This window comes from Streptomyces sp. NPDC085937 (genome assembly GCF_044540535.1).
Taxonomy (GTDB): domain Bacteria; phylum Actinomycetota; class Actinomycetes; order Streptomycetales; family Streptomycetaceae; genus Streptomyces.
Genome location: NZ_JBITSH010000005.1, coordinates 163,671 through 187,763, shown reverse-complemented (window position 1 = coordinate 187,763; position 24,093 = coordinate 163,671). Strand labels below are relative to the sequence as shown.

General features: G+C 71.5%; 22 protein-coding genes. 13 read left to right on the top strand and 9 right to left on the bottom strand.

The features are described 5' to 3' along the window. The first annotated feature begins 21 nt into the window (after positions 1–21). The gene (locus ACIF8S_RS13560) at positions 22–798 is read left to right on the top strand and encodes a TetR/AcrR family transcriptional regulator (RefSeq protein WP_399999240.1); all 777 of its coding nucleotides are present in this window, start codon (positions 22–24) and stop codon (positions 796–798) included. A 10-nt stretch (positions 799–808) separates the two neighbouring features. Here the strand turns inward: ACIF8S_RS13560 and ACIF8S_RS13555 are convergent, their stop codons facing one another. Beyond that, a complete protein-coding gene (locus tag ACIF8S_RS13555; RefSeq protein WP_399999239.1) occupies positions 809–1,798 on the bottom strand; it encodes a WD40 repeat domain-containing protein in 990 nt (329 codons plus the stop codon). Between the two features lie 88 nt (positions 1,799–1,886). On the opposite strand from ACIF8S_RS13555, the gene ACIF8S_RS13550 reads away from it, so the two are divergent. Both ACIF8S_RS13550 and ACIF8S_RS13545 read left to right on the top strand, forming a co-directional pair. Next, positions 1,887–2,564: an SGNH/GDSL hydrolase family protein gene (locus ACIF8S_RS13550; RefSeq protein WP_349798800.1), complete on the top strand. Its 678-nt coding sequence runs from the start codon at positions 1,887–1,889 to the stop codon at positions 2,562–2,564. Positions 2,565–2,627: 63 nt separating this feature from the next. Then, on the top strand, positions 2,628–3,620 hold the full coding sequence (locus ACIF8S_RS13545) for an aldo/keto reductase (RefSeq protein ID WP_399999237.1): 993 nt from the start codon (positions 2,628–2,630) through the stop codon (positions 3,618–3,620). A gap of 132 nt (positions 3,621–3,752) precedes the next feature. On the opposite strand, the gene thpR is transcribed toward ACIF8S_RS13545, so the two are convergent. Continuing rightward, entirely contained in the window at positions 3,753–4,325 is a 573-nt protein-coding gene (gene thpR / locus ACIF8S_RS13540; RefSeq protein WP_399999236.1) for an RNA 2',3'-cyclic phosphodiesterase, read from the bottom strand. Between the two features lie 91 nt (positions 4,326–4,416). On the opposite strand from thpR, the gene ACIF8S_RS13535 reads away from it, so the two are divergent. Continuing rightward, positions 4,417–5,004: a Uma2 family endonuclease gene (locus ACIF8S_RS13535; protein ID WP_399999234.1), complete on the top strand. Its 588-nt coding sequence runs from the start codon at positions 4,417–4,419 to the stop codon at positions 5,002–5,004. Positions 5,005–5,030: 26 nt separating this feature from the next. On the opposite strand, the gene ACIF8S_RS13530 is transcribed toward ACIF8S_RS13535, so the two are convergent. Both ACIF8S_RS13530 and ACIF8S_RS13525 read right to left on the bottom strand, forming a co-directional pair. Beyond that, the gene (locus ACIF8S_RS13530) at positions 5,031–6,392 is read right to left on the bottom strand and encodes an MFS transporter (protein ID WP_399999232.1); all 1,362 of its coding nucleotides are present in this window, start codon (positions 6,390–6,392) and stop codon (positions 5,031–5,033) included. Positions 6,393–6,419: 27 nt separating this feature from the next. Further along, positions 6,420–6,857 carry a MarR family winged helix-turn-helix transcriptional regulator gene (locus ACIF8S_RS13525; RefSeq protein WP_019524522.1) on the bottom strand — a complete coding sequence of 146 codons (438 nt, stop codon included), beginning with the start codon at positions 6,855–6,857 and terminating at the stop codon, positions 6,420–6,422. A gap of 353 nt (positions 6,858–7,210) precedes the next feature. Between ACIF8S_RS13525 and ACIF8S_RS13520 the strand changes: the two genes are divergently transcribed. Continuing rightward, the gene (locus ACIF8S_RS13520) at positions 7,211–7,393 is read left to right on the top strand and encodes a ribbon-helix-helix protein, CopG family (protein ID WP_349798819.1); all 183 of its coding nucleotides are present in this window, start codon (positions 7,211–7,213) and stop codon (positions 7,391–7,393) included. A 48-nt stretch (positions 7,394–7,441) separates the two neighbouring features. On the opposite strand, the gene ACIF8S_RS13515 is transcribed toward ACIF8S_RS13520, so the two are convergent. Beyond that, complete coding sequence (locus ACIF8S_RS13515) at positions 7,442–8,893, bottom strand: NCS2 family permease (RefSeq protein WP_399999230.1); 1,452 nt, start codon at positions 8,891–8,893, stop codon at positions 7,442–7,444. 266 nt (positions 8,894–9,159) lie between these two features. On the opposite strand from ACIF8S_RS13515, the gene ACIF8S_RS13510 reads away from it, so the two are divergent. From ACIF8S_RS13510 to nhaA, 3 genes are all read left to right on the top strand, one after another. Further along, on the top strand, positions 9,160–9,453 hold the full coding sequence (locus ACIF8S_RS13510; RefSeq protein ID WP_399999228.1) for a DUF2530 domain-containing protein: 294 nt from the start codon (positions 9,160–9,162) through the stop codon (positions 9,451–9,453). Positions 9,454–9,616: 163 nt separating this feature from the next. Continuing rightward, positions 9,617–12,016 carry a cation-translocating P-type ATPase gene (locus ACIF8S_RS13505; protein WP_399999226.1) on the top strand — a complete coding sequence of 800 codons (2,400 nt, stop codon included), beginning with the start codon at positions 9,617–9,619 and terminating at the stop codon, positions 12,014–12,016. Positions 12,017–12,187: 171 nt separating this feature from the next. Beyond that, positions 12,188–14,089, top strand: a complete 1,902-nt coding sequence (nhaA, locus tag ACIF8S_RS13500) for a Na+/H+ antiporter NhaA (protein ID WP_399999224.1) — start codon at positions 12,188–12,190, stop codon at positions 14,087–14,089. 134 nt (positions 14,090–14,223) lie between these two features. On the opposite strand, the gene ACIF8S_RS13495 is transcribed toward nhaA, so the two are convergent. Next, entirely contained in the window at positions 14,224–17,379 is a 3,156-nt protein-coding gene (locus ACIF8S_RS13495) for a sacsin N-terminal ATP-binding-like domain-containing protein (RefSeq protein ID WP_399999223.1), read from the bottom strand. 97 nt (positions 17,380–17,476) lie between these two features. Here ACIF8S_RS13495 and ACIF8S_RS13490 point away from each other — a divergent pair, with 97 nt between their 5' ends. Next, entirely contained in the window at positions 17,477–18,739 is a 1,263-nt protein-coding gene (locus ACIF8S_RS13490) for an SLC13 family permease (RefSeq protein ID WP_399999221.1), read from the top strand. A 340-nt stretch (positions 18,740–19,079) separates the two neighbouring features. Further along, positions 19,080–19,748: a M23 family metallopeptidase gene (locus ACIF8S_RS13485; RefSeq protein ID WP_399999220.1), complete on the top strand. Its 669-nt coding sequence runs from the start codon at positions 19,080–19,082 to the stop codon at positions 19,746–19,748. 74 nt (positions 19,749–19,822) lie between these two features. Here the strand turns inward: ACIF8S_RS13485 and ACIF8S_RS13480 are convergent, their stop codons facing one another. The 3 genes from ACIF8S_RS13480 to ACIF8S_RS13470 form a co-directional block, all read right to left on the bottom strand. Beyond that, on the bottom strand, positions 19,823–20,008 hold the full coding sequence (locus tag ACIF8S_RS13480; RefSeq protein ID WP_399999219.1) for a DUF397 domain-containing protein: 186 nt from the start codon (positions 20,006–20,008) through the stop codon (positions 19,823–19,825). Next, positions 20,005–20,883, bottom strand: a complete 879-nt coding sequence (locus ACIF8S_RS13475; RefSeq protein WP_399999217.1) for a helix-turn-helix domain-containing protein — start codon at positions 20,881–20,883, stop codon at positions 20,005–20,007. Before ACIF8S_RS13475 ends, ACIF8S_RS13480 begins: the two co-directional genes overlap by 4 nt. 120 nt (positions 20,884–21,003) lie before the next feature. Then, on the bottom strand, positions 21,004–21,369 hold the full coding sequence (locus ACIF8S_RS13470) for a VOC family protein (protein WP_399999215.1): 366 nt from the start codon (positions 21,367–21,369) through the stop codon (positions 21,004–21,006). A 95-nt stretch (positions 21,370–21,464) separates the two neighbouring features. Here ACIF8S_RS13470 and ACIF8S_RS13465 point away from each other — a divergent pair, with 95 nt between their 5' ends. The 3 genes from ACIF8S_RS13465 (at position 21,465) to ACIF8S_RS13455 (ending at position 24,077) form a co-directional block, all read left to right on the top strand. Beyond that, positions 21,465–22,463 carry a helix-turn-helix transcriptional regulator gene (locus tag ACIF8S_RS13465; RefSeq protein WP_399999213.1) on the top strand — a complete coding sequence of 333 codons (999 nt, stop codon included), beginning with the start codon at positions 21,465–21,467 and terminating at the stop codon, positions 22,461–22,463. A 365-nt stretch (positions 22,464–22,828) separates the two neighbouring features. After that, positions 22,829–23,116: a helix-turn-helix domain-containing protein gene (locus ACIF8S_RS13460; protein ID WP_399999211.1), complete on the top strand. Its 288-nt coding sequence runs from the start codon at positions 22,829–22,831 to the stop codon at positions 23,114–23,116. Between the two features lie 16 nt (positions 23,117–23,132). Continuing rightward, the gene (locus ACIF8S_RS13455; RefSeq protein ID WP_399999209.1) at positions 23,133–24,077 is read left to right on the top strand and encodes a hypothetical protein; all 945 of its coding nucleotides are present in this window, start codon (positions 23,133–23,135) and stop codon (positions 24,075–24,077) included. The last annotated feature ends 16 nt before the right edge of the window (positions 24,078–24,093 follow it).

Below are 24,093 nucleotides of genomic sequence, written 5' to 3'. Positions count from 1 at the left end.
CCGCGGATCTAGACTGCTCGCATGAGCAGCGGCGGAAGCGGTACGGAGACCAGCGGCAGCGGCGACATCGCGCGCACCCTCGACCTGCTCTGGGGCACCGGGCAGCGGCCGAGCCGGGGCCCGAAGCCGGGGCTGACCCTGGAGCGGATCGTGGAGGCGGCGATCGAGGTCGCCGACCGGGACGGCCTCGGTGCGCTGTCGATGCGCCGGATCGCCACGGAGCTGGGCACCGGCACGATGTCCCTGTACCGCTACGTGCCCGGCAAGGCCGAGCTGCTCGACCTGATGCTGGACCGGGTGCAGCGCCCGTCGGAGAACCCCGCGGACCTCGGCGACGGCGGCTGGCGGTCCGCCCTGGAGGCGCTGGGCCGGGCCACCCTCGCCCTCTACCGGCGCCACCCCTGGCTGCTGGAGGTCAACCAGTCCCGCCCGATCCTCGGCCCGAGCGCCCTGGACGGCATGGAGAGGGTGTTCTCCCGGATCAAGCCGATGGGCCTGTCCGACCCCGAACTGCTGTCGGTGATCGTCATGATCGACGGGTACGTGGTCGGGGCGGCCCGGACGCAGCTGTACCAGGAGCAGGCCGAACACAGCTCCGGGCTGACGGACGCGGAGTTCTGGGAGGCCCAGCGGCCCGCCCTGGAGAAGGCGATGAACAGCGGCCGCTATCCGGTCATGGCCGCGCTCTCGGAGGACACCTTCGGCTCCGCCTTCGACCACTTCGAGTTCGGGCTCCAGCGCATCCTGGACGGCCTGGCGGAGTTCGTCACCCGGCGCGCGGCCGAACAGACGCCCTGACGCCCTGCGTTCAGCCCTTGCGCCGGCGCCTGGTCAGGCCGAACAGGGCCGCCACGACCACGGCGACCACCACCGCGCCGCCGACCTTGACAGAGTCGCCCGTCCCGTCGCCGGAGGCGCTGCCGTCGCCGTCCGCGCGGGAGCCGGAGCCTCTGCTGGACCCGCCCTCGTCCGCGCCCGGGGCCTCGCGGCTCACCACGCCGCTCTGCTCCCCCTCGCTGCCGAACAGCAGCCGGGACCCGTCGGCGGAGTAGGTCACCGACTCCCCCTGCCCCTGGAGCGGCACGCTCAGCCGCCCCTTGCGCTGCAACGTGCCGCCGTTCCAGGCGTAGTGGATGCCACCGAAGTAGCCGCGCACGGCGAAGTCCTGGCCGTCCGGGGAGAGCGCGGCGTCGGTGGTCCACAGCTCGACGGGCGCGATCGGCTTGAACACGTTGTCGCCTTCCGGCGACAGCTTCTCCGGTCCCTCGTAGAGGTGTCCGCCGTCCTCGTGCTTGTCGACGATGTACACCCGCCCCGTCTTCGGGTGCACGACCATCGCCTCGGCGTCCCGGGGCCCGTCGGAGTACTTCACCACGTACTGGGTGGCCTGCACGGTGGCGTCCTTGAGCTGCTCGGGCTCGGGGAGTTCGTAGATCCACACGTACGGCCAGGTGCCGCCGAGGTTGTCGCCGATGTCGCCGACGAAGAGACGGTTGCCCGGGCCGACGGAGATCGCCTCGACGTCCCGGGGTGTGCCGATGCCGGTGAGGGTGAGGCGGGCGACGGTGTCACCGGTGCTGCTGTCGACGGCGTACAGGTAGGGGCCGTCGTCGCTGTCGTTGTGGGTCCAGTAGATGCCGGGGTGCAGGCGGGAGGCGGCGAGTCCGCTGGACTCGGTGATGCGCGGGTCGTTGATGGTGAATCCCTCGTTCCCGTCGTCGTTGTCGGCGGCGGAGGCGGGCACGGCGAGCGAGGCCGTCAGGAGGGCCGCGGCGAGCAGGGCGAAGGGTCGGCGCATGACCCAAGACTGCCATCAGCCGGACCCCGCCGGTGCGGGTGTCCGGGCTCACATCGCGGCCGACGTGCTGATCCACCATGATGATCGGGTGCTCAGGTTCATGCCCGTAGGTGACTCGATGACGATCGGGAGCGCGGGTGAACACACCTGGCGCTACCGGCTGTGGCAGCACCTGTGCACCGCGTACGGCGAGCCCTTCACGCTGGTCGGCCCGCGCGAGACGCTGCACGACCCGTCCACGGACGCCCCCACCTCGTACGCGTACGCCGACCCGGCGTTCCCCCGGGCCCACCTGGCCGGCTGGGGCGAGGGCTGGTGCCACATGGCCCCGCTGATCGGTGACGCCGTGCGCTCCTGCCGGGCGGACGTGCTGCTGGTGTCACTGGGCCTGATCGACCTCGGCTTCTACACCAACGCCGAGCAGACCGCGGACAACGTGCGCGCGTTCGTCGCCGAGGCGCGGGCGGCCCGCCCGGGCGTGCGCATGGCGGTGATGCCGGTGGTCCGCAACATCCGGGTGGAGGCCGACGAGACGTTCGCCGGGCAGGTCGGGCGGTTCAACGCCCTGCTGGCGGAGACGGCCGCCGAGCTGGACGAGCCGGGCTCGCCGATCCTGCTCGTCCCGCCCCCGGCGACGTACGACTTCCACACGGACACCTACGACGGCACGCACCCCAACGAGAGCGGCGAGCACAGAATCGCGGGGGCGTTCGCCGAGGCGATGTGGCAGGAGTGGGGTCTGGGCGGCCCGTACAAGCCGTCCTGACGAGCCGCCCCGGCACCTGAAGCGCTTGCATGGAGCGCACTCCAAGACGTTGGCTTGACACTCATGAGGTACACGCAGCTCGGACGCACAGGACTCAAGGTCAGCCGACTCGTCCTCGGGACGATGAACTTCGGTCCGCAGACCGACGAACCCGACAGCCACGCCATCATGGACGCGGCCCTCGACGCCGGCATCAACTTCTTCGACACCGCCAACGTCTACGGCTGGGGCGAGAACAAGGGCCGTACCGAGGAGATCATCGGCAGCTGGTTCGCCAAGGGCGAGGGCCGCCGCGACAAGGTCGTCCTCGCGACCAAGGTGTACGGCAACATGGGCGCCGACGGCGAGCCGTGGCCCAACCACGACAAGCTGTCCGCGGTGAACATCCGGCGGGCGGTCGACGCCTCGCTGAAGCGGCTGGGGACCGACTACATCGACCTGTACCAGTTCCACCACGTCGACCGGTCGACGCCCTTCGAGGAGATCTGGCAGGCGATCGACGTCCTGATCCAGCAGGGCAAGATCCTCTACGTCGGCTCGTCCAACTTCCCCGGCTACAAGATCGCGCAGGCCAACGAGATCGCCGCCCGGCGCGGCGGAACCATCGGCCTGGTCAGCGAGCAGTGCCTGTACAACCTCGCCGAGCGGCGCGCCGAGATGGAGGTCCTCCCGGCCGCGCAGGAGTACGGGCTCGGGGTCATCCCGTGGTCGCCGCTGCACGGCGGTCTGCTGGGCGGGGTCATCAAGAAGGAGGCCCAGGGCGGCCGCCGCGCCTCCGGACGGGCCGCGGACACCCTGGCCGACCCCGTCGCCCGCAAGCAGATCCAGGCGTACGAGGACCTGCTGGAGAAGCACGGCGTCGAGCCGGGCGAGGCGGCGCTGGCCTGGCTGCTCACCCGTCCCGGGGTGACCGGTCCGATCGTCGGCCCCCGGACCCGCGAGCAGCTCGACTCGGCGCTGCGCGCGGTGGAGCTGGAGCTGAGCGAGGAGCTGCTGACCTCGCTGGACGAGATCTTCCCGGGCCCGGGGCCGTCCCCGGAGGCCTTCGCCTGGTAGCGGCGGGCACGCGGTGACGGCCGGCGGCGGCGCTACCTTCCGAGTGCCGCCGCCAGAGCCACCACGACGAACATCATCACGAGCGCACCGGCCATGATCCGGTTTCGGGTCTTCGGGTCCACGCCGTCGAGCCTAACCGGCCGCGCCCAGTGCCTGTCGGGCGACCGCCTCGTAGCGGGGCTGTTCGCCCGGGACGCCCGACCTGGGCAGGTGGCTGCGTACCAGCACCAGCTCCTCCACGGTCCAGCTCCGGCTGCGGAACTCCTCCAGCGCCGTGAGGTACGGCCGTACGTCGACGGCGTCCCGGCTGCGGGCCACGGTCAGGTGGGCCTTGTAGCGCCGGTGCTCGTCCATCGCCACGCCCGCCTTGCGCCCGGCCGCCTCGGACCGCTCGGCCAGCAGCCGCATGGTGTGCAGGTCGCCCGCCGCGCCGGTCCACAGCGCCCGTCCCCGGCCGAACTGGCCGCCGCCCGCCAGGGCGAGCCGGAACGGCTCGGTGCGGTCCGCGGCCCGTGCCAGCCGCGCGGTGAGTTCCGGCACGGTCTCCTCGTCCACCTCGCCGTAGAAGGCGAGCGTGAAGTGCCACCCGGCCCGCTCGGTCCACCGCAGGGCGCCGGCCCCGTCCAGCTTCCGCAGCCCGTCCACCTCGACGGCCAGCGCCTCGATCACGTCCTCGGGCGGCAGCACGGCGGCGAAGAGTCTCATGCCTCCAGTGTCCCGCGTGCCCCGGTCACCGTGCGTATCGTTGTACTGCGCGGCTGTACGCATCGAGCGTCGGCCGGGGAGGAGCGCCACGATGACCGTCCTCGAAGACAGGATCGAGATGGCCGAGAGCGGCGACGAACTCACGCTCGACACGATGTTCGAGTGGCTGGAGAAGATGCCCGTCCCCGAGGGTTACAAGGCAGAGATCGTCGGGGGGCACATCTTCATGACGCCGCAGCGGGACACCCACTGGGACATCATCGCGGACGTTTACGATCAACTGCGTACGAAATACCCGCGCAGGCGTTTGAAGTCCGACGTCCGCATCGACTACCCGGGGCACCTGAACGGCTTCGCCTCCGACGTGACCCTGCTGGCCGAGGGAGCGACCAAGAACAGCAAGGGGCGGTGGCGTCATGAAGATGTCGTCTTCATCGCCGAAGTGATCTCGCAGAAGACCTCGGACAACGACTACGGGCCGAAGAAGGACGCATACGCCGCCGCCGGTGTGCCGGTGTACCTGATCGTCGATCCGTACACCGGTGAGTGGCATGTGCACACGCTGCCGAAGGACGGGAAGTACCACGGCAGCGTGTGCTTCGGCTTCGGCATCGAGATCGACCTGACCAGGACGGTTGTCGGTCTCGTTCTCACAACCGACGACTTTCCACGCGGCTGACGGCGGGGGCGGCCCGCCCCGGCGGCTCACGCCGCCGGGGCCAGGGCCTTGGTGTGGTCGCGGGGGACGAAGCGGACGCGGGGGTGGCCGTGGTTCCAGCCGAAGGACAGGCGCAGGCCGCCGGCCCGGGCCAGGATCAGGCCGATGACGGCCGCTGCGGTCATCGCGATCGCGCCGCCGACCGCGAAGCCGGCGCGGGCGCCGTAGGTGTCGGTGACCCAGCCGACGATCGGGGCGCCGACGGGGGCGCCGCCGAGGAACACCATCATGTACAGGGCCATGACGCGGCCCCGCACCGACGGGTCGGTGGACATCTGCAGGCTGGTGTTGGTGGTGACGTTGACCGTCATCGAGACCAGCCCCAGCGGCACCATGATCAGCGCGAACATCCACAGCTGAGGCGACGCCGCGGCGAGGATCTCCAGCGCGCCGAAGGCCAGCGCGGCCATGATCAGCAGCCGCAGCCGGGCCGTGCCGCGCCGGGCGGCGAGCAGGGCGCCGGAGACGGAGCCGACCGCCATCAGCGTGTTGAACATGCTGTAGACGCCCGCGCCCCCGTGGAACACGTCGTCGGCGAAGGCCGACAGGTAGACGGGGAAGTTGAAGGCGAAGGTGCCCATGAAGCCGACCAGCACGATCGGCCAGAGCAGGTCGGGCCGTCCGGCCACGTAGCGCAGCCCCTCGCGCAGCTGCCCCTTGCCGCGCGGCGCGCGCTCGACGGGGTGCAGTTCACGGGCGCGCATCAGCATCAGGCCGGTCAGCGGCGCGACGAAGGACAGGCCGTTCAGCAGGAACGCCCAGCCGGTGCCGACGCCGGTGATCAGCAGGCCCGCTACGGCGGGGCCGACCAGCCGGGCGGACTGGAAGTTCGCGGAGTTCAGACTGACCGCGTTCTGCAGCTGGCCGGGGCCGACCAGCTCGGACACGAAGGACTGGCGGGCCGGGTTGTCGACGACGGTCGCGAAACCGAGGGCGAGGGCGGCGACGTAGATGTGCCAGACCTCGACCATGCCGGTCAGGGTGAGGACGGCGAGCGCGAGGGACGTGAGGGCCATCGCGGACTGGGTGACCATCAGGGTGGGCCGCTTGCGCAGCCGGTCGACGAGGACACCGCCGTACAGGCCGAACAGCAGCATCGGCAGGAACTGCAGGGCCGTGGTGATGCCGACGGCGGCCGAGGACCCGGTGAGGCTGAGCACCAGCCAGTCCTGGGCGATGCGCTGCATCCAGGTGCCGATGTTGGAGACGACCTGCCCGAGGAAGAACAGGCGGTAGTTCCTGATCCTCAGCGAGGAGAACATCGAGTTCTTGCGCGGGGCGTCGAGGGCGGTCTTCGTGTCGTAGGGGTCAGGTGCGGGGGCGGAAGCTGCTCCGGATCCCGTACTCAAAAGGTTCGCCTCCTGTTGCTGCGGGGGTCAGATGTGCGCCAGTTTCTCCAGCACGGGGGCGGCGGCGCGCAGGGTGGCCCACTCGTCCTCGTCCAGCTCCTCGACCAGCGTGGCGAGGAAGGCGTTCCGCTTGCGACGGCTCTCCTCGAGCATCGCCTCGGCCCGCTCGGTCTGCGTGACGACCTTCTGGCGGCGGTCGTCGGGGTGCGGCTCCAGCCGGACGAGTCCCTTGGCCTCCAGCAGCGCCACGATGCGGGTCATCGACGGCGGCTGGACGTGCTCCTTGCGGGCAAGCTCGCCCGGGGTGGCACTGCCGCAGCGGGCCAGGGTGCCGAGCACCGACATCTCGGTGGGGCTGAGCGACTCGTCGACGCGCTGATGCTTGAGCCGACGGGACAGGCGCATCACGGCGGATCGAAGGGCGTTCACGGCGGCTGCGTCGTCGCCATGGCTGAGGTCCGGCATGTTCTTTAGCGTAACTCATTACTCTCGCTAAGAACCACCCGGTACGGCGGCCCCTCGCCGTGAGTCCCGCCACTCCCGCTCCACCCGGCCCGCCCACCGGCGGCCGGGCTGCCGGGCTGCCGGCTGCCGGCTGCCGGGCTGCCGGGCTGCCGGGCTGCCGGGCTGCCGGGCTGCCGGGCTGCCGGGCTGCCGGGCTGCCGGGCTGCCGGGCTGCCGGGCTGCCGCAGGAACGTGCCCGCCGGAATCGAGACACCCGGGGAAATCAAGACACCCGGAGGGCGAGATCACCCATATGAGTGATCGAAGCGCGAAAGGCCACGCGTCGCACCCGGAGGGGCGGCGACGCTCAGGGCATGGGGACCGACGTGCTCAGCCTGCGGATAGACCATGAACTGCTCGAACGGCTCCGCGACCATGCCGCCAAACGCGGCATGAGCGTCCAGGACTATGTCGTCCGGACGCTCATGCGCGATGACTTCGACCAGCGGTTCCACACCGCCGTCGAGGAGACGGAAAGGTTCTACGGGGTCACCTGAGCCCGCGGCCCGGGCCCCTTCGCGGAGCCCGTTCTCCCCCGGCGTGGATCAGGTCAGGCCCAGCGCCGGCAGCAGGTAGTAGAAGGCGAAGACCGCCGCCACCACGTACATCGCCTTGGGGACCTCCCGGCCGCGGCCGGCCGCCAGACGCAGCGCCACGAAGGTGAGGAAGCCCATGCCGATGCCGTTGGTGATCGAGTAGGTGAACGGCATCATCACCATCGTCACGAAGGCCGGGATGGCGATCGTGTGGTCCGCCCAGTCGATCTCCTTGATGGAGCCGGCCAGGATCAGGAAGCCCACCGCGAGCAGCGCGGGGGTGGCCGCCTGGGACGGGACCATGGTGGCGACGGGCGTGAGGAACAGCGCCAGGGCGAACAGTCCGCCGGTCACGACGTTGGCGAAGCCGGTGCGCGCGCCCTCACCGACACCGGCCGTGGACTCCACGAACGCGGTGGTGGCCGAGGCGGAGCTGGCGCCGCCCGCGGCGACCGCGACACCGTCGATGAACAGCACCTTGTTGATGCCGGGCATCTGACCCTCGCCGTCGGTCAGCTTGGCCTCGTCCGAGACGCCCATGATCGTGCCCATCGCGTCGAAGAAGCACGACAGCAGCACGGTGAAGACGAACAGGACGCCCGTCAGCACGCCCACCTCGGAGAACCCGCCGAACAGGCTGACCTGGCCGATGAGGCCGAAGTCGGGGGTGGCCACCGGGTTGCCGGGCCAGTCGGGCGCGGTCAGGCCCCAGGAGGGCACGTCGGCGACGGCGTTGATCACGACCGCGACGACGGTCATCGTGACGATCGAGATGAGGATCGCGCCGGGCACCTTGCGCACGATGAGCGCCAGCGTGAGCAGCGCGCCGAGCACGAAGACGAGGACCGGCCAGCCGTTGAGGTGGCCGTCGGCGCCGAGCTGGAGCGGGACGGTGGTCTGGGCGGCGTCCGGGATGCGGGAGACGAAACCGGAGTCGACCAGGCCGATGAGCATGATGAACAGGCCGATACCGATGGCGATGGCCTTGCGCAGCCCGTAGGGCACGGCGTTCATCACGCGTTCCCGCAGGCCCGTGGCGACCAGGATCATCACCACGAAACCGGCCAGCACCACCATGCCCATGGCGTCCGGCCAGGACATGCGGGGCGCGAGCTGGAGGGCGACCACGGAGTTCACGCCGAGTCCGGCGGCCAGCGCGATCGGGACGTTGCCGATGACGCCCATGAGCAGCGTGGTGAACGCCGCGGTCAGGGCCGTCGCGGTGACCAGCTGGCCGTTGTCCAGCTGGTTGCCGAACGCGTCCTTCGCGCTGCCCAGGATGATCGGGTTCAGCACGATGATGTAGGCCATCGCGAAGAAGGTGGCGAAACCGCCACGGACCTCGCGCGACAGCGTGCTGCCGCGCTCGGAGATCCGGAAGTGGCGGTCGAGGGCGCCGGGCGCGGCACCGGACCCCGGCTGCTCGGGGACGGGCGCCTTGGCGGGGGCCGACGTGGACATGTGCAGAGACCTCATCACCGGCGGGCTCCCCCGGAGCCGGGCCTTTGGTGTTTTCTACGAATGAAAGCGGTCAGAGGCAAACGGATTCAGTATGAACATATAACGTCGTCCAGGCCATCTCCGCGCGTAGACCCGAGGCGTCGGATGTGATTCCCGCGCCATTGCCCCTCCCGCCCTCCTTCGGTCACCCCTCCCGCCCTCCTGACGTCACGTCTCCCGCCCCCTGCGGGCGACCGGGCGCCCGCCGCTCCTCGTAAGCTGTCCGCATGGCGAAGTGGACCCCCAAGCACGAGGCGCCGGAGCCCCTGGAGGGCCCCGTGGTCGCCACCATCACCGGCGGCACGATCGTCTGGTTCGTCCTCTTCCTGGCGCAGCTGCCGTTCTACGGCTGGTTCGACGACCACGGGCACACCTGGTGGCTGTGGACCTGCCTGGCCGGCGGCGGCCTCGGCTTCATCGGCATCTGGTACGTCCGCAGGCGCGACGCGGCGATCAAGCGGGCGCGGGCCGGGGCGTCCGACGCCGGCCCCGGGCACACCCCGGCCGCGCACGCCGACTGAGCCCGGGCCCGAGCCGGCCGAATCGCGCCAACTCACCTTGCAAGCACCGTGGTTGAGGCTGCCGCCACCGCGGTACGACCCCGGTACGACGGCCGTCCTCCCCTGGTCGGATCTTCCCCGCTCCGGTGGGTGAAGCGCAGACTCCGCACGTACTGTCGATGGCATGACGCATCTCGACGCGGGCGACCGTACCGATGCCGTCCGGCCCGTCACGGCCACGTCTCCGGTGACCGGGCTGACGTCGGCGGAAGTGGCCGAGCGGGTGGCGCGCGGACAGGTCAACGACGTACCCGTGCGCAGCAGCCGGTCCGTCGTCGAAATCGTCCGGGCGAACGTCTTCACCCGGTTCAACGCGATCATCGGCGTGCTCTGGGTGATCATGCTGATCGTCGCGCCCTTCCAGGACAGCCTGTTCGGCTACGTGATCCTCGCCAACACCGGAATCGGGATCATCCAGGAGTGGCGGGCGAAGAAGACGCTGGACTCCCTCGCGCTGATCGGCGAGGCGAAGCCCACGGTGCGCAGGGACGGGGTCGCCGCCGAGATCGGCACCTCGCGGATCGTGCTGGACGACCTCATCGAGATCGGGCCGGGGGACAAGGCCGTCGTCGACGGGGTGTGCGTCGAGGCGGACGGCCTGGAGATCGACGAGTCACTGCTCACCGGTGAGGCCGACCCCGTGGTGAAGCAGCCCGGGGACCAGATCATGTCCGGCAGCTTCGTCGTCGCGGGCGGCGGCTCCTTCCAGGCGACCCGGGTGGGCCGCGAGGCCTACGCCGCGCAGCTCGCCGAGGAGGCGTCCCGCTTCACCCTGGTCCATTCCGAGCTGCGCAGCGGCATCTCCACCATCCTGAAGTACGTCACGTGGATGATGGTGCCGACCGCGATCGGCCTGATCATCAGCCAGCTGGTGGTCAAGGACAACGAGCTGAAGGGCTCCATCGCCCGCACGGTCGGCGGGATCGTGCCGATGGTCCCCGAGGGGCTGGTGCTGCTCACCTCGGTCGCCTTCGCGATCGGGGTGATCCGGCTGGGCCGCAAGCAGTGCCTGGTCCAGGAGCTGCCCGCGATCGAGGGACTGGCCCGCGTGGACACGGTGTGCCTGGACAAGACCGGCACGCTCACCGAGGGCGGCATGGACGTCACCGAGCTGCGGGTGCTGGGCGACGCCGACGAGACGTACGTACGGAAGGTGCTGGGCGAGCTGGGCTCGGCGGACCCGCGGCCGAACGCGTCCCTGAAGGCGATCATCGAGGCGTATCCGGACACCACCGAGTGGCGGCTCACGGACACGCTGCCCTTCTCCTCGGCCCGCAAGTACAGCGGCGCGACCCTCGACGAGGGCGACGGGCGGCCCGTCAGCTGGCTGCTGGGCGCCCCGGACGTACTCCTCCCCCACGACGACCCGGCGCTGGCCGAGACCGAGCGGATGAACCGCGAGGGGATGCGGGTGCTGCTGCTGGCCCGCGCCCGCGACGGCGCGGATGTCGACGACCCGGCCGCCGTGGACGGCGTGCGGGCGGTGGCGCTGGTGGTGCTGGAGCAGCGGCTGCGCCCGGACGCCGCCGACACCCTGCGCTACTTCGACGAGCAGAACGTCCGCGCCAAGGTGATCTCCGGCGACAACGCGGTGTCGGTCGGGGCGGTCGCCGCCAAGCTGGGCCTGTCGGGGACGACGGTGGACGCGCGCAAGCTGCCCGCCGAGCCGGATGCCATGGCCGAGGCGCTGGACGAGGGCACGGTCTTCGGGCGGGTCACGCCCCAGCAGAAGCGGAACATGGTCGGCGCGCTGCAGTCGAAGGGCCACACGGTCGCGATGACCGGGGACGGCGTGAACGACGTGCTGGCGCTGAAGGACGCGGACATCGGTGTGGCGATGGGCTCAGGGTCGGAGGCCACCCGGGCGGTCGCGCAGATCGTGCTGCTGAACAACAGCTTCGCCACGCTGCCGTCGGTGGTCGCCGAGGGCCGGCGGGTGATCGGCAACATCACCCGGGTCGCCACGCTGTTCCTGGTGAAGACGGTGTACTCGGTGCTGCTGGCGGTGCTGGTGGTGGCGACGCAGGTGGAGTACCCGTTCCTGCCGCGCCATCTGACCCTGCTGTCCACGCTGACCATCGGCGTCCCCGCCTTCTTCCTGGCCCTCGCCCCCAACAAGGAGCGGGCGCGGCCGCACTTCGTGAAGCGGGTCATGCGGTACGCGATCCCGGGCGGGGTGCTGGCCGCGCTGGCCACCTTCGCCACCTATCTGCTGGCCCGGCACCACTACAGCGGGGCCGGCGCGCTGGGCGCGGAGACGAGCGCGGCGACGCTGACGCTGTTCCTGATCTCCATCTGGGTGCTGGCGATCATCGCCCGGCCCTACACCTGGTGGCGCGTCGCCCTGGTGGCGGCGATGGCCGGGGCCTTCCTGCTGGTCCTCGCGGTGCCCTGGCTCCAGGACTTCTTCGCCCTGCGCCTGGTCGGCATGACGATGCCATGGACGGCGGTCGCCATCGCGGCGGTCACGTCGGCGGTCCTCGAGGTCATCTGGCGCTGGGTGGACCGCCGCTTCCCCGTCTGACCGGCCCGCGGCGGACTCGTACCGCCCCTTCGGCGACCTACGCCACTTGCGTGAAGAGTGAGGCGAAGCGCGGGGATTTGCGCGGGGTGCGGCTTCGGCGACCGGGCGGTATGCCCGGTATGTGAGTGACGATGGAGACTGCCGCCGCAGGGATCGGAGACGGAAGACCTCATGAAGCTGCCCGGGAAGAAGTCCGAGGAGTCGCAGTCCCGGTCGAGCAGGGGTGAGCTCGCGGCCCAGCTGGCCGCGCCGGTGCGCAACTTCCTGGCGACCGAGGCCGGCAGTTCCGGACTGATGCTGTTCGCCGTGGCGGTGGCCCTCGTCTGGGCGAACTCCCCGTGGTCGGAGTCGTACTTCTCGCTGTGGCACACGGAGGCGTCCGTCTCGGTGGGGAACGCGCGGCTGTCGATGGACCTGGCGCACTGGGTCAACGACGGCCTGATGGCGCTGTTCTTCTTCGTCATCGGCCTGGAGGTCCGCTACGAGCTGTCCGTCGGCTCGCTGAACGACCGCCGCCGCATCATGATCCCGGGACTCGCCGGCATCGGCGGCATGCTCGTGCCGGTCGCCCTCTACCTGCTGATCGCGCCCGGCACGGACGCCGCGAACGGCTGGGGCATCGTCATCGGCACCGACACCGCGTTCATGCTGGGCGCGCTCGCCGTCGTGGGTCCCCGCTTCGTCACCCAGCTGCGGATCTTCCTGCTGGCCATCACGGTCATCGACGACATCGTCGCCGTCACGGTGATCGGTGTCGTGTACAGCGGGTCGATCCGGATCCCGGAGCTGGTCACCGCCCTGGTGCTCGGCGCGATCCTGTCGTCCTTGTCCCGCTTCGACGTCTGGCGGGCCGTCCCGTACGTGCTGATCGTGCTGGTGATGTGGTGGGCCACCCTGAACGCCGGACTGCACGCGTCCATCGCCGGCATGCTCGGCGGTCTGCTCATCCCCGCCCGCGAACCCTCCCGCGAGGGCGTGGCCCAGGCCGTGCGGCTGTTCCGCGCGTTCCGCCAGTCTCCCCGCGCCGACGTGGGCAGGACGGCACGCAAGGGGCTCCAGAAGGCCGTCTCGGTCAACGAGCGGCTGCAGATGTACCTCCACCCCTGGTCGAGCTACGTCGTCGTCCCCGTGTTCGCGCTGGCCAACGCCGGCGTCGACCTGCGCGACGGGGTCCTCACCGACGCGCTCGGCTCGGCCCTCACCTGGGCCGTGGTGGTGGGGCTCGTCGGCGGCAAGCTCATCGGCATCTGGGGCGGGGCCCGGCTCGGCACCCGGTTCGGGCTCGGCCGGCTGCCCGGCGGGGTGGGAGAGGGCCACGTGCTGGGCGGTGCGGCCCTGTCCGGCATCGGGTTCACCGTGTCCCTGCTGATCGCCGGGCTCGCCTTCGAGGACGACGCGGAGCTCCTGGCCCGGGCGACCGTCGGCGTGCTGCTCGCTGCGCTGTTCGCCACGCTGGCCGGCTGGCTGGTGTTCCGGCTCTCCACCGTCATGGGCGGGCAGACGGACGCGGACCTGCCCCGCTACCTGGACCGCCTGGTCGACCCGGAGACGGACCACATCCTCGGGCCCGTCGACGCGCCCCTGACCCTGGTGGAGTACGGCGACTTCGAGTGCCCCTTCTGCGCCCGCGCCACCGGCGTCACCAAGGAGCTGCGGAACCGCTTCGGCGACCGGTTCCGGTACGTGTTCCGGCACCTGCCGCTGCCGGACGTCCACCCGCACGCGGAGCTGGCCGCGCGGGCGGCCGTCGCCGCGGACGCGCAAGGCCACTTCTGGGACATGCACGACCTGCTCTACAAGCACCAGGACGAGCTGGAGTTCGAGGACACCGTCGTCTACGCCATCGACCTCGGACTCGACATGGAGAGGTTCCTGAAGGACCTCGAGTCCGACTGGGCGGCCGAGCGGGTGCGCCGGGACGCCGCCAGCGCGGAGGCCAGTGGCGTCCAGGGCGCGCCCACGTTCTTCATCGGCAACCGCCGGCACACGGGTCCGTACGACGCGGAGAGCCTGGCCCGCGAGCTGGAGCAGCTCGCATCCGAGGGCTCGGGGGCGACGCCGACCGAACCGTGAGGTCCGTCCCGCCGCGGGGCTGCGCCCCGGACCCCCTTGTCGGCCCTGGCGGGCCTCGTCCTCACACGCCGGACGGGCTGATGTCAGCCCCTCCGGCGTGTGCGGAGCGGGGTCCGGGGCGGGGCCCCGGGGGGTCAGTCGAACCAGCGGTCGCGGGCCAGTTCCTCCGTGCGGGACGGATCCTCCAGCAGCGCCCCCACCTCGAAGCGCCGCGGCCACTGCCCCGCCGCCCAGGCGAGCCCCGCGGCGACCCCCTCCAGCGTCGCCGCGTGCAGCACCCCGTCGTCGGTGAGCCGCCAGTCGATCTCCACTCCGTCCACGACGAGCTCCTCGTGCTCGACGTAGGACGCCGGGGTCCGCGGGCCCAGCAGGACCCGTACCGGCTCCGGCACCTCGTGCTCCGTGCCCTCCGAGTCCACCCGCCCGGTGACGGACTCGCTCAGCCGCCGCACCTGGAACAGCTCCGCCAGCTCCGCCGCCCGCGCCGGCCGGACCGGCAGCAGCGGCACGCCGGAGGTGAACGGCAGCAGGTCGGGCGAGTCGACGACCACCGCCTCGGAGGCGTCGACCACCTCCACCCGCCCGTCGACGACCGCGCGCAGCTCGTCCGGCAGGGTCACCTGCTCGGGGTCCAGCTCCGCCAGCGCCCCGTACAGGCCGTGCAGCTGGGCGGCCGTGACCGGCCGGTCCGGGTCGGCGAGCCGCTCCAGCAGCTCCGCCGCCCCGCCCGGCTCGTCCAGCAGCGCGGCGACCGACGTGCGCACGCCGAGCGCCCGCAGCACCTGCTCGTCGTCGAAGCCGGCCGCGTCGGCCTCGTCGTACAGGCCGCGCAGCAGCGGGTCGCCGCCGGCCGCGCGTAGTCCGGCGGGGCGGCGTCCGCCCAGCACGGGGTGACCGCGCAGCCACCACGCGGTGTACGGCCGTACGGTCTCGTGGGTGCCGTCGTGCAGCAGGATGCGCACCGGCTCGACCAGCGCGTCCCGCAGCGGCGGCCGGGACAGCAGGGCCAGCGCCTGCGGCCAGCGGTCGTCGTCCACCAGGTCCAGGTCGCGCACGGCGACGATCTCGGTGGCGACCGGCGGCACGGGGGCGTCGGGGAAGCGGTCGAGGACGTCCTCGCTCCACACGTCCACGGCGTCCAGCAGCCCCGGGTCGTCCGGCTCGGCGTAGTCGCTCTCGCGGGGCTCCAGCTCGTCCGGGTCGAGGACGACGTCGGTGGCCCGCACCAGCGCGAAGTCCACCAGGACCCCGCACGCGGCCAGCGGCTGCCCGCCCCACCGCTCGGCCAGCTCCGCGTCCACCGCGGCCAGTTCCCCCTCCCGCATGACCTGCGCGAACGGGCCGCCGGGGAAGACGAGTTCGCAGGCCGGGGACAGTTCGCCGTCCTCGTCGGGCAGGGCGAGCGCGCCCAGCCAGGGCTCGTCACCCGGTTCAAGACCGGCGTCCCGCACCAGGCCGAGCACGGTGTCGGCGAGTTCCTCCGCGTCCGGGACGTCCTCCTCCCAGTTCACCGCGCCCTCGTCGTCGAGGGACGCGGCGACGGCTGCCCGCACCTGCGGGGTGGTGAGGACGGCGCGCGGGGTGGCGGGCAGCGCTCCCAGCTTCTCCAGCAGCGGGTGCGCGGCGTCCGGGTGGGCGACCTTCAGGCCGAGCCGGGCCAGCAGTTCGGCGTCCAGAGCCGCGTCGGGGGTGGGCAGCAGCACCTGCCGGGGGCCGATGGTGGTGCGCCCTCCCCCAGAGCCGAAAGCCTGGGAGGTACCCCCGGCCAGCGGGACGGGAAGTCCGCTGAGCCGGTCGGGGTCGACCCCGGCGAGGCTGTCGTAGAGCCGCCGCCACCAGTCGGGGGACTTCTCCAGTCCGGCGAGCCGGTCGACCGCGTCGGTCAGCGGCACCCGCGCGACCCCGAGCGTGCGCAGTTCCACCCGACGTTCGAGCCCGGCGGGCAGCAGCGTGGGCAGCACCTCGGCCAGCACCCGTACGGTGTCGGCGCCAGCCCCCTCGACGACCTCGGCGTCCCTCGGGCGCAGCGCCTCGGGCAGTTCGGAGTCGTCGTCGGCCACGGGTACGGCGGCGGGCGGCAGGAAGGCGGTGCGCGGCAGCCGCTCCAGCACCGCCGCGCGCAGGGCACCGTCCAGCTCGCCCTTGCCGAGGGGCCCCGGCACCAGGCCGATGACGCCGGTGCTGACCGGACGCCAGTCGGCGAGGAGTCCGGCGTAGGCGTCGGCGGCGCGCTGTACGAGGAAGTCGGTGAGGGGGCCGGGGGCGGCGTGCCGGCGGGTGGAGTCCAGCGGCAGGGAGGCGATGAGCAGGGCGGGCACACCGAGCGGTTCGTCGCTGGGGGTGGGCGCGTGCACGACGGGGGCGGTGCGCGGGCGGGCCGGCGCGCCGTCGGTGTCGACGGGGACGGCCCAGGTGACCGACCAGTGCGGCCGCAGCCGTTCCTCGACGGGCCGGTCGGCGAGCAGTTCGGGGGCGAGGTCGCCGTGCGCGGTGGCGGTGCGCCAGCGGGTGGTGCCGTCGCGGGAGTCCGTCACCACGGTGAGTTCGCCGTCGGTGCCGCGCCGTACGGTGCGGGGCGTGTCGTCGCCGGTCTCGACGACGACCTCCTCCAGGCCGGGCAGGGCGAGCAGCAGGGCGTCGTCGACGGCGTGCAGCAGCCGCTCGGCCAGGTCGGCGGCGGCGGTGTCGCGCAGCGGCAGGATGACGGCCGTGTCGTACGGGTCGGGGGCGGTGCCCTCGGCGGCGAAGGGGAGCCGCAGCAGCGGTACGTGCCCGTCGCGGCGGCGGATCTCGTCGCCGAGGCCGGGGCTGTGCCCGGCGGTGTCCCGCGCCAGGTCCCGCGCCTCGGCCAGCGACCAGCGCACCCCGCCGTGCCGGCCGACGACGGCCGGTTCGTCGGTGACGGCGAGCACGGCCGCGAAGCCGACGCCGAACCGTCCGACGGCCCGGTCGGGCGCGTCCCGCTTGGCGGAGGCCCGCAGCGTGGACAGCGACTCGACTCCGGCCGCGTCCAGCGGGGCACCGGTGTTCGCGGCGACCAGCACCCCGTCGCGCAGGGTGAGCCGCAGCCGGCCGGGCACGCCGGCCCGGGCGGCGGCGTCGGCGGCGTTCTGCGCGAGCTCGACGACGAGCCGGTCCCGGTACCCGCCGAGGACGAGGTCCTCCTCGGCGTTGGCGTCCTCACGGAAACGGGCGGGACTGGTGGCCCAGGCGTCCAGGACCCCGCGCCGCAGACGCGCCGTACCGAACGGGTCGGCACCTTCGGCGGCGGGCCGCACGAACTTGCTCACGTTGACTCTCCTCATCGGGCCCTGATCTGCGTGAGGTCGAAGGTACCGCTCCGCGACATCCCGGGGACGCGGTGTCCGGGGGCACCGCATCGCGTGGATGATCAGCACTGTGCTGCTCGAATCGCTGTCCGTCGCCGCGCTGGCCGTGGTGCTGGTGTGTGCCGTCGTCCGTCCCTTCCGCTGGCCGGAGGCGGCGTTCGCGGTGCCCGCCGCCGGGATCGTGATCGCGACGGGCGCGATCACCCTGGACGCGGTGCGGGAGGAGGCCGAGCGGCTCGGTCCGGTGATCGGTTTCCTCGCCGCGATCCTGGTGCTCGCCAAGCTGTGCGACGAGGAAGGTCTCTTCCACGCCTGCGGGACCTGGATGGCCCGCTGGTCCCGCCACCGCCCGCGCCGGCTCCTCGGTGCCGTGTTCGCGCTGGCCTCGCTGATCACGGCGGTGCTCAGCCTGGACGCCACGGTGGTGCTGCTGACGCCGGTGGTGTTCGCGACGGCGACCCGCATGGGCGCCCGGCCCGCCCCGCACGTCTACGCGGGCGCGCACCTGTCGAACACGGCGTCCCTGCTGCTGCCGGTGTCGAACCTGACCAACCTGCTCGCCTTCACCGCCACCGGGCTGACCTTCACCCGCTTCGCGTTGCTGATGCTGCTGCCGTGGCTGGCGGCGATCGCCGTGGAGTACGTCGTCTTCCGCCGCTTCTTCGCGGTCGACCTCGCGGCGGAGCCGACCGCGCCCGACACGGCGGAGGAGCGGGTGGAGGTGCCGCTGTTCGCGCTGGTCACGGTGGCGGCCACGCTCGCCGGGTTCGCCGTGGCGTCCGCGGTGGGCGTCGATCCGGCGTGGGCGGCTGCGGCCGGCGCGGCCGTGATGGCGGTGCGCGCCCTGGCCCGTCGCCGTACCGGCCCCCTGCGGCTGCTGCGCGCCGCCGACCTGCCGTTCCTGGCGTTCGTGCTTGCCCTGGGGGTGGTGGTCCGGGCGGTCCTGGACCATGGGCTCGGTGACGCGCTCGACGCGGTCCTGCCCGACGGCACCGGTCTGCTCTCCCTGCTGGCCGTCGCCGGTCTCGCGGCCCTGCTGGCCAACCTGATCAACAACCTGCCCGCCGTCCTCGCCCTGGTCCCGCTGGCCGTGCCGTCCGGTCCCGGCGCGGTCCTCGCGGTCCTGCTCGGCGTGAACATCGGCCCGAACCTCACCTACGCGGGCTCGCTGGCCACCCTGCTGTGGCGCCGGATCGCCCACCGCCACGACCACGAGGTGAGCCTGCTGCGCTTCACCCTGCTGGGGCTGGCGACCGTCCCGGCCGCGCTCGCGGTGTCGACGGTGGCCCTCTGGGTGTCGCTGGAGCTGTTCGGCGGCTGAATCCGGGGGATTGCCGGAGACCCACGCCACATTCGTGGAGGGCGCCCGGTGACATGCTCCACAGGGCCCGCCGGGTGTACTACGCGGAATAGTGAAGAAATGCCCGATTTGAAATCGGACATATGCCGCACAAGGCTGATCGATCAGCTTGAAATGGGGGGTTTCGCCCCGTAGAGGGTGCTCCGTCAAGAGACGTGCATCTCATGCCGCATCTACGACGTTTCGTCGTAGGTCACACCTTTGCGGCTTTTGGGCGGTGCCGGTTACCAAGGAACAGCCAGCGCGGCACGGATCTGTTCCGCGGATGGCATTCCCCCGCCCCCTCCCCCATGAGGTTTCGATGTTCGAGCGCGTCATCTCCCGTTTCCCCCGCACGACCGCCACCCGCACCCGCGCCGCCGTCCTGGCCGCCGGTCTGGGCTCCACGGCCGTCCTGGGAGCCGGAGTCGCGGTCGCCGCCTCCGGCAACTCCGCGCCGACCGCCACCACGGTCCAGGCGCAGGCCGCCGCGCAGGCCGACGCCGCGAAGACGCAGGCCGTGAAGGCCTCGGCAGTGAAGAAGGCGACCCAGGCCGCCAAGAAGAGCACGCCGTCCTGGGTCTCCCCGGTCAAGAACTACACGCTGTCGGCGAGCTTCGCGGCGAACGGCGGCATGTGGGCCCACAAGCACTCCGGCCAGGACTACGCCGTCCCGACCGGCACCCCGGTGAAGGCCGCCCACGGCGGCACCGTCGTCAAGGCCGGCGGCAACGGCGCCGGTGACGGCCCCGCGTACGGCAACGCCATCGTGATCAAGCACGGCAACAAGACGTACTCCCAGTACGCCCACCTGTCGTCCGTGAACGTGAAGGTCGGCCAGGTCGTCAAGACCGGCCAGAAGATCGCCCTGTCCGGCAACACCGGCAACTCCAGCGGCCCCCACCTGCACTTCGAGATCCGCACCACCCCGAACTACGGCTCCGCCGTCAACCCCGTGACCTTCCTGCGCGGCCACGGCGTCTCCCTCTGACCCGCACCCCGCAGCGCACCCCGCACGCGCCCCCGAGGCCGGCCCCAGGCCGGCCTCGGGGGTTCGTCGTGCATTCAGCCCTGCTGCACGTAGGGAAGGAAACGCGCCCACGCGGTCGGGGCGAAGGCCAGTCGGGGGCCGGCGGTGTCCTTGGAGTCCCGGACGTGGACGGTGCGGGGGGTGAGGGCGAGTTCGACGCAGGAGTTGCCGTCGTTGCCGCTGCTGTAGCTGCTCTTGAACCAGTTGAGCTCGCTGCTCATGTTTCTCCCAGCAGTTGTCCGATGAAGGCCAGCGTTTCGCGCGGAGAGAGCGCCTGGGCCCGGATGGTTGCATACCGCAGCTCGAGAACACGCAGGTGTCTCAATTCAGTTGTCGGCCGCCCGCAGAACGCGCCGTCGGAGCGGCCTACCGCTGTCCCGTCCGCGAACTTCAGCAGCTCGATCCTGCCGTCCATGCCGGAGTGCGACTCGCAGTCCAACGGCATGACCTGAAGCATCACGTTGCGCAGTCCGCCCACCTCCACCAGACGCTCCAGCTGCCGTCGTTGCACCATTCTGCCGCCGATGGGACGCCTCAGCGCGGCCTCTTCCAGAACGAAACTGAGCGCGGGCGCGGGTGAGCGGTCAAAGACCGACGCCCGGGCGACCCGCGCCGCGACCATACGTTCGACCTCGTCCGACGAGTACGGCGGCTGCATGGCCTCGAACAAAGCCTTCGCGTGCTCAGGCGTCTGGAGCAGGCCGTGGATGCTGTGGCTCTCATAGATGCCGATCTCCACCGCCTGCGCCTCCAACTTCGCGAGCGCGCGGACCTTCTTGGGATAGCGGACCTTCTTCACGTCCTCCCACGCGGCCGACAGCAGACCCCCCGCCCCCAGCACCTCGTCCGCCCGGTCCAGGAACTCCTGGCGAGGGATCCGCTTCCCGCCCTCAATCTTGTAGATCATGTCCTCGCCGTAGCCGACGGCCCGCCCGAAATCGGGGACCCGGAGGCCCGCCGCCTCGCGGCGCAGCTTCAGCTGGCGTGCGACGGTCGTGATGACCGCCACGCCCCACTCGTCGTCCGGGTCGACCTCCCAGCCCGGCTCGTCCGCCTCGTCTTCGTGCCGACCCGGCCCCGCCTCCACCACCGTCATGCCGCATCTCTCCCTCGGATCCGTCCGTGACGCACCCCGGCGCCCTACCCCCACCAACGGCGGGTACGGCGCCGACGGCTACGGACACCATCCGGACAGTGACCGGACACACACGGTGCGTCAGCGGGTGAAGAAGTTGACGAGGTTGCCGTCAGGGTCGCGGAACAGCAGGGAGCGGTTGCCCCAGGGCATGGTGGCGGGGCCGTTGACGACGTCGGTGAGGACGTCACCGAGTTCCTTGTGGACGCGGTCCACGTCGTCGACGTGGAACTCGATGATCGCGCTGTCGTTGGCCGCCGGGCGGGCGGAGCCAGGGGCGAACAGAGGGACGGTGGCGGTGCCGGCGATCGCGAGGGTCGCGCCGTCGGCCCTCAGCTCGGCGAAGTGCTCCGTGGCCCAGGTGGCGGGCACGCCCAGGACGCGTTCGTAGAAGGCGACGAGGCGGGCCACGTCGGCGGTGATGATGCGAACGGAAGCGAACTGCATGGGGAGACTCCTCGGCCGTACGGATGGCGTGCACGGCCGACGGTAGGAGCAATAGCGGACAGAATCGGCCCGGTATTCGCAGTAGCTTTGGGCGCATGCCCCGACCCGCCGCCCGTGTGCTGACCCTGCTGGAGCTGCTGCAGTCCGGGGGCACCCGGACGGTGGCCGAGCTGGCCGGTCGGCTGGGCGTCGACGGGCGGACCGTGCGGCGGTACGTGGACCAGCTGATCGACCTGGACGTGCCGGTGGAGTCGGTGCGCGGACGCTACGGCGGGTACCGGCTCGGGCCCGGCTACCGGGTGCCACCGCTGATGTTCGGCGACGAGGAGGCGCTGGCCGTGCTGCTCGGCCTGGTGGCCGGGCGCAGGATGGGGCTGACGACGGCGCAGCGCACCGCGAACGAGACGGCGGCGGCGAAGGTCCGGCGCGTGCTGCCCCGGCACCTGGCCCGCCGGCTGGACGCCCTGCTGGAGACCCTGTCCTTCACGGACCAGGCCGGGGAGTTCGCGAGCCCGGACGCGGAGGTGCTGCTCACCCTGGCCGACGCGGTGCGCCACCGCCGGCCGGTCTCGGTGCGCTACACCGATCGCGAGGGGCGCCGCGGCGACCGCACCCTGCACGCGTACGGGATCGTGGCGCACGCGGGCCGGTGGTACGTCACCGGTAAGGACGCGGAACGCGACGAGGACCGCACGTTCCGGCTCGACCGCGTCGCGGACGCGCGCGTCCTCCCCGGCACGTTCGAGGCACCGGAGGGGGTGGACCCGGCGGAACGCGTGGTGACGGCTTTCGCCACGGCCGCGTACCGGTACGAGGTGAGCCTGCGCGTCCGGGCGACGCCCGAACACATCCGCGCCCATCTGCCCGCGACCGTCGCGATTCTGGAGGAGGACGGACCGGGATGGCAGCGGGTGGCGATCCGCGCGGAACGCCTGGACTGGCTGCCGCCCGTCCTGGCCGCCCTGGACCGCCCCTTCGTCATCGACGGCCCGGAAGAACTCCGCACCCTGGCGTCCGAGTTCGCTGCCCGCCTCACGGCCTGCACCCAGCAGACCGGCACAACCACCGCTACGGCACCGGAACCCGGGACTTGATGCTCCGGTGTCGTCGGCGCCTTACCGAGCAAGAACTCGGGGAGAAAGAACCCCACCAAACCCCGCCCCTCCCGCCCACGGGACGTGATCACTCGGGCGGGTGAACATCAGCCACTCAGCTGGATTTTCGAACCCCCGGCACCTCTACGCTCAGCGCAGCACACCCCGAAAATGACTTCGGCCCCCGCCAGGATTGCCGTCCCGGCGAGGACCTGACCACCAAGGAAGCAGCACCTTCCCGATGGATGCCCAAAACCCTAACGCGCCCTCGCGCGCCCAGTCAGCCGCCGACCGCAATCCGACCCGATCGCGTCACCACACCGGCGGCGTCATCCACGAACACCCGCCACACCACCCGCTTCACGGTGATCGGCAACCACCTCACCCAGCACCCGGAACTCTCCCTGCTGGCGATCGGGCTCGGTTGCCACATCCAGTCGCTGCCCACCGGCACCCCGGCCGACATCAAGTCGCTGGCCGCCCGCTTCAAGGAGGGCACCACCCGCATCGCCGCCGCCCTGCGGGAACTGGAGACATACGGCTACCTCCGCCACAAGCTCCGCACCTGCGACACCTGCGACCGCGCCTTCCGCGCCCCGGAGACGGAAACCCACTGCCGCGACTGCCGCCCCGCAACCACCACCCACCGCTGACACCACAAGGAAACCCATGGTCAGTCCGCCCCACGAGGCGATGCACCGCATCTTTCAGCACGACCCCGGACTCTTCAGCCGCGTCTCCCGCTTCCTCGGAGTCGACATCCCCACCCCGGTGAAGGCGACAGCGCTGCCCACCGACCTGACGGAGACCAACCCGGTCGAACGCCGGGTAGACACGCTCCTCCGCCTGGAAACCGCCGATCGAGGGCCGTTTCTCCTGGCCGTCGAGGCCCAGGGCAAGAAGCACCCGGACAAGCCGGCGAGCTGGGCGTACTACACGGCGTACCTGTGGACGAAGTACCGGCTGCCCACGGCTCTCCTGGTCGTCTGCCAGGACCACGCCACGGCCAGGTGGGCTCAGCAGCCGGTGACCTGCGGACCACCTCAACTGCCTACCCTCACCGTGCAGCCGTTGGTCGCCGGACCGCACAACATGCCCGTGATCACGGACCCGGAAGAAGCGCGCGCCGACCTGGTTCTGGCCAGCCTGGCGGCCATCACTCATGCTGCCGAACCGGACGTCGGTGCGATACTGAAGGCCCTGTCCACAGCGCTCCGGGACGCACCCGAAGACATCGCGAAGCCCCTCATCGAATTCACCGCACAGGGCCTGGCCAAGCGCCCGGCGAAGAACCTCTGGAGGAATCTGGTGGCCGTGGACCTCTCCTTCTACAAGTCCTATCTCGCGGAAGAAGTACGCCAAGAAGTACGCCAAGAAGTACGCAAAGAAGTCCGCGACGAAGTCCGCAAAGAGGTACAGGACGAAGCCCTCACCCAAGGTGAGGCTCGGCGTGCCGCTGCGGACGTCCTGGCCGTGCTCGCGGAACGCGGCCTCACCGTGTCCGAAGCCGTCCGCGAGCGCATCGACAGCTGCGACGACCCCGAGATCTTGAGTCGCTGGCTGCGTCGGGCCGTCACGGCCTCGACCGCCGAGGAAGTGGTGGCCGGCGCGTGAGGTGACAGGCGGGTGG

Bases quoted from the DNA above. Each gene is read 5' to 3' on its own strand.
- ACIF8S_RS13515 (WP_399999230.1), bottom strand. From the start codon at position 8,893: ATGTCCACGTCGGCCCCCGCCAAGGCGCCCGTCCCCGAGCAGCCGGGG.
- ACIF8S_RS13475 (WP_399999217.1), bottom strand. From the start codon at position 20,883: ATGACGGTGGTGGAGGCGGGGCCGGGTCGGCACGAAGACGAGGCGGAC.
- ACIF8S_RS13535 (WP_399999234.1), top strand. From the start codon at position 4,417: ATGACCGTCCTCGAAGACAGGATCGAGATGGCCGAGAGCGGCGACGAA.
- ACIF8S_RS13465 (WP_399999213.1), top strand. From the start codon at position 21,465: ATGCCCCGACCCGCCGCCCGTGTGCTGACCCTGCTGGAGCTGCTGCAG.
- ACIF8S_RS13525 (WP_019524522.1), bottom strand. From the start codon at position 6,857: ATGCCGGACCTCAGCCATGGCGACGACGCAGCCGCCGTGAACGCCCTT.
- ACIF8S_RS13490 (WP_399999221.1), top strand. From the start codon at position 17,477: ATGATCAGCACTGTGCTGCTCGAATCGCTGTCCGTCGCCGCGCTGGCC.
- ACIF8S_RS13560 (WP_399999240.1), top strand. From the start codon at position 22: ATGAGCAGCGGCGGAAGCGGTACGGAGACCAGCGGCAGCGGCGACATC.
- ACIF8S_RS13480 (WP_399999219.1), bottom strand. From the start codon at position 20,008: ATGAGCAGCGAGCTCAACTGGTTCAAGAGCAGCTACAGCAGCGGCAAC.
- ACIF8S_RS13510 (WP_399999228.1), top strand. From the start codon at position 9,160: ATGGCGAAGTGGACCCCCAAGCACGAGGCGCCGGAGCCCCTGGAGGGC.
- ACIF8S_RS13505 (WP_399999226.1), top strand. From the start codon at position 9,617: ATGACGCATCTCGACGCGGGCGACCGTACCGATGCCGTCCGGCCCGTC.
- thpR (WP_399999236.1), bottom strand. From the start codon at position 4,325: ATGAGACTCTTCGCCGCCGTGCTGCCGCCCGAGGACGTGATCGAGGCG.
- ACIF8S_RS13555 (WP_399999239.1), bottom strand. From the start codon at position 1,798: ATGCGCCGACCCTTCGCCCTGCTCGCCGCGGCCCTCCTGACGGCCTCG.
- ACIF8S_RS13545 (WP_399999237.1), top strand. From the start codon at position 2,628: ATGAGGTACACGCAGCTCGGACGCACAGGACTCAAGGTCAGCCGACTC.
- ACIF8S_RS13455 (WP_399999209.1), top strand. From the start codon at position 23,133: ATGGTCAGTCCGCCCCACGAGGCGATGCACCGCATCTTTCAGCACGAC.
- ACIF8S_RS13520 (WP_349798819.1), top strand. From the start codon at position 7,211: ATGGGGACCGACGTGCTCAGCCTGCGGATAGACCATGAACTGCTCGAA.
- nhaA (WP_399999224.1), top strand. From the start codon at position 12,188: ATGAAGCTGCCCGGGAAGAAGTCCGAGGAGTCGCAGTCCCGGTCGAGC.
- ACIF8S_RS13485 (WP_399999220.1), top strand. From the start codon at position 19,080: ATGTTCGAGCGCGTCATCTCCCGTTTCCCCCGCACGACCGCCACCCGC.
- ACIF8S_RS13470 (WP_399999215.1), bottom strand. From the start codon at position 21,369: ATGCAGTTCGCTTCCGTTCGCATCATCACCGCCGACGTGGCCCGCCTC.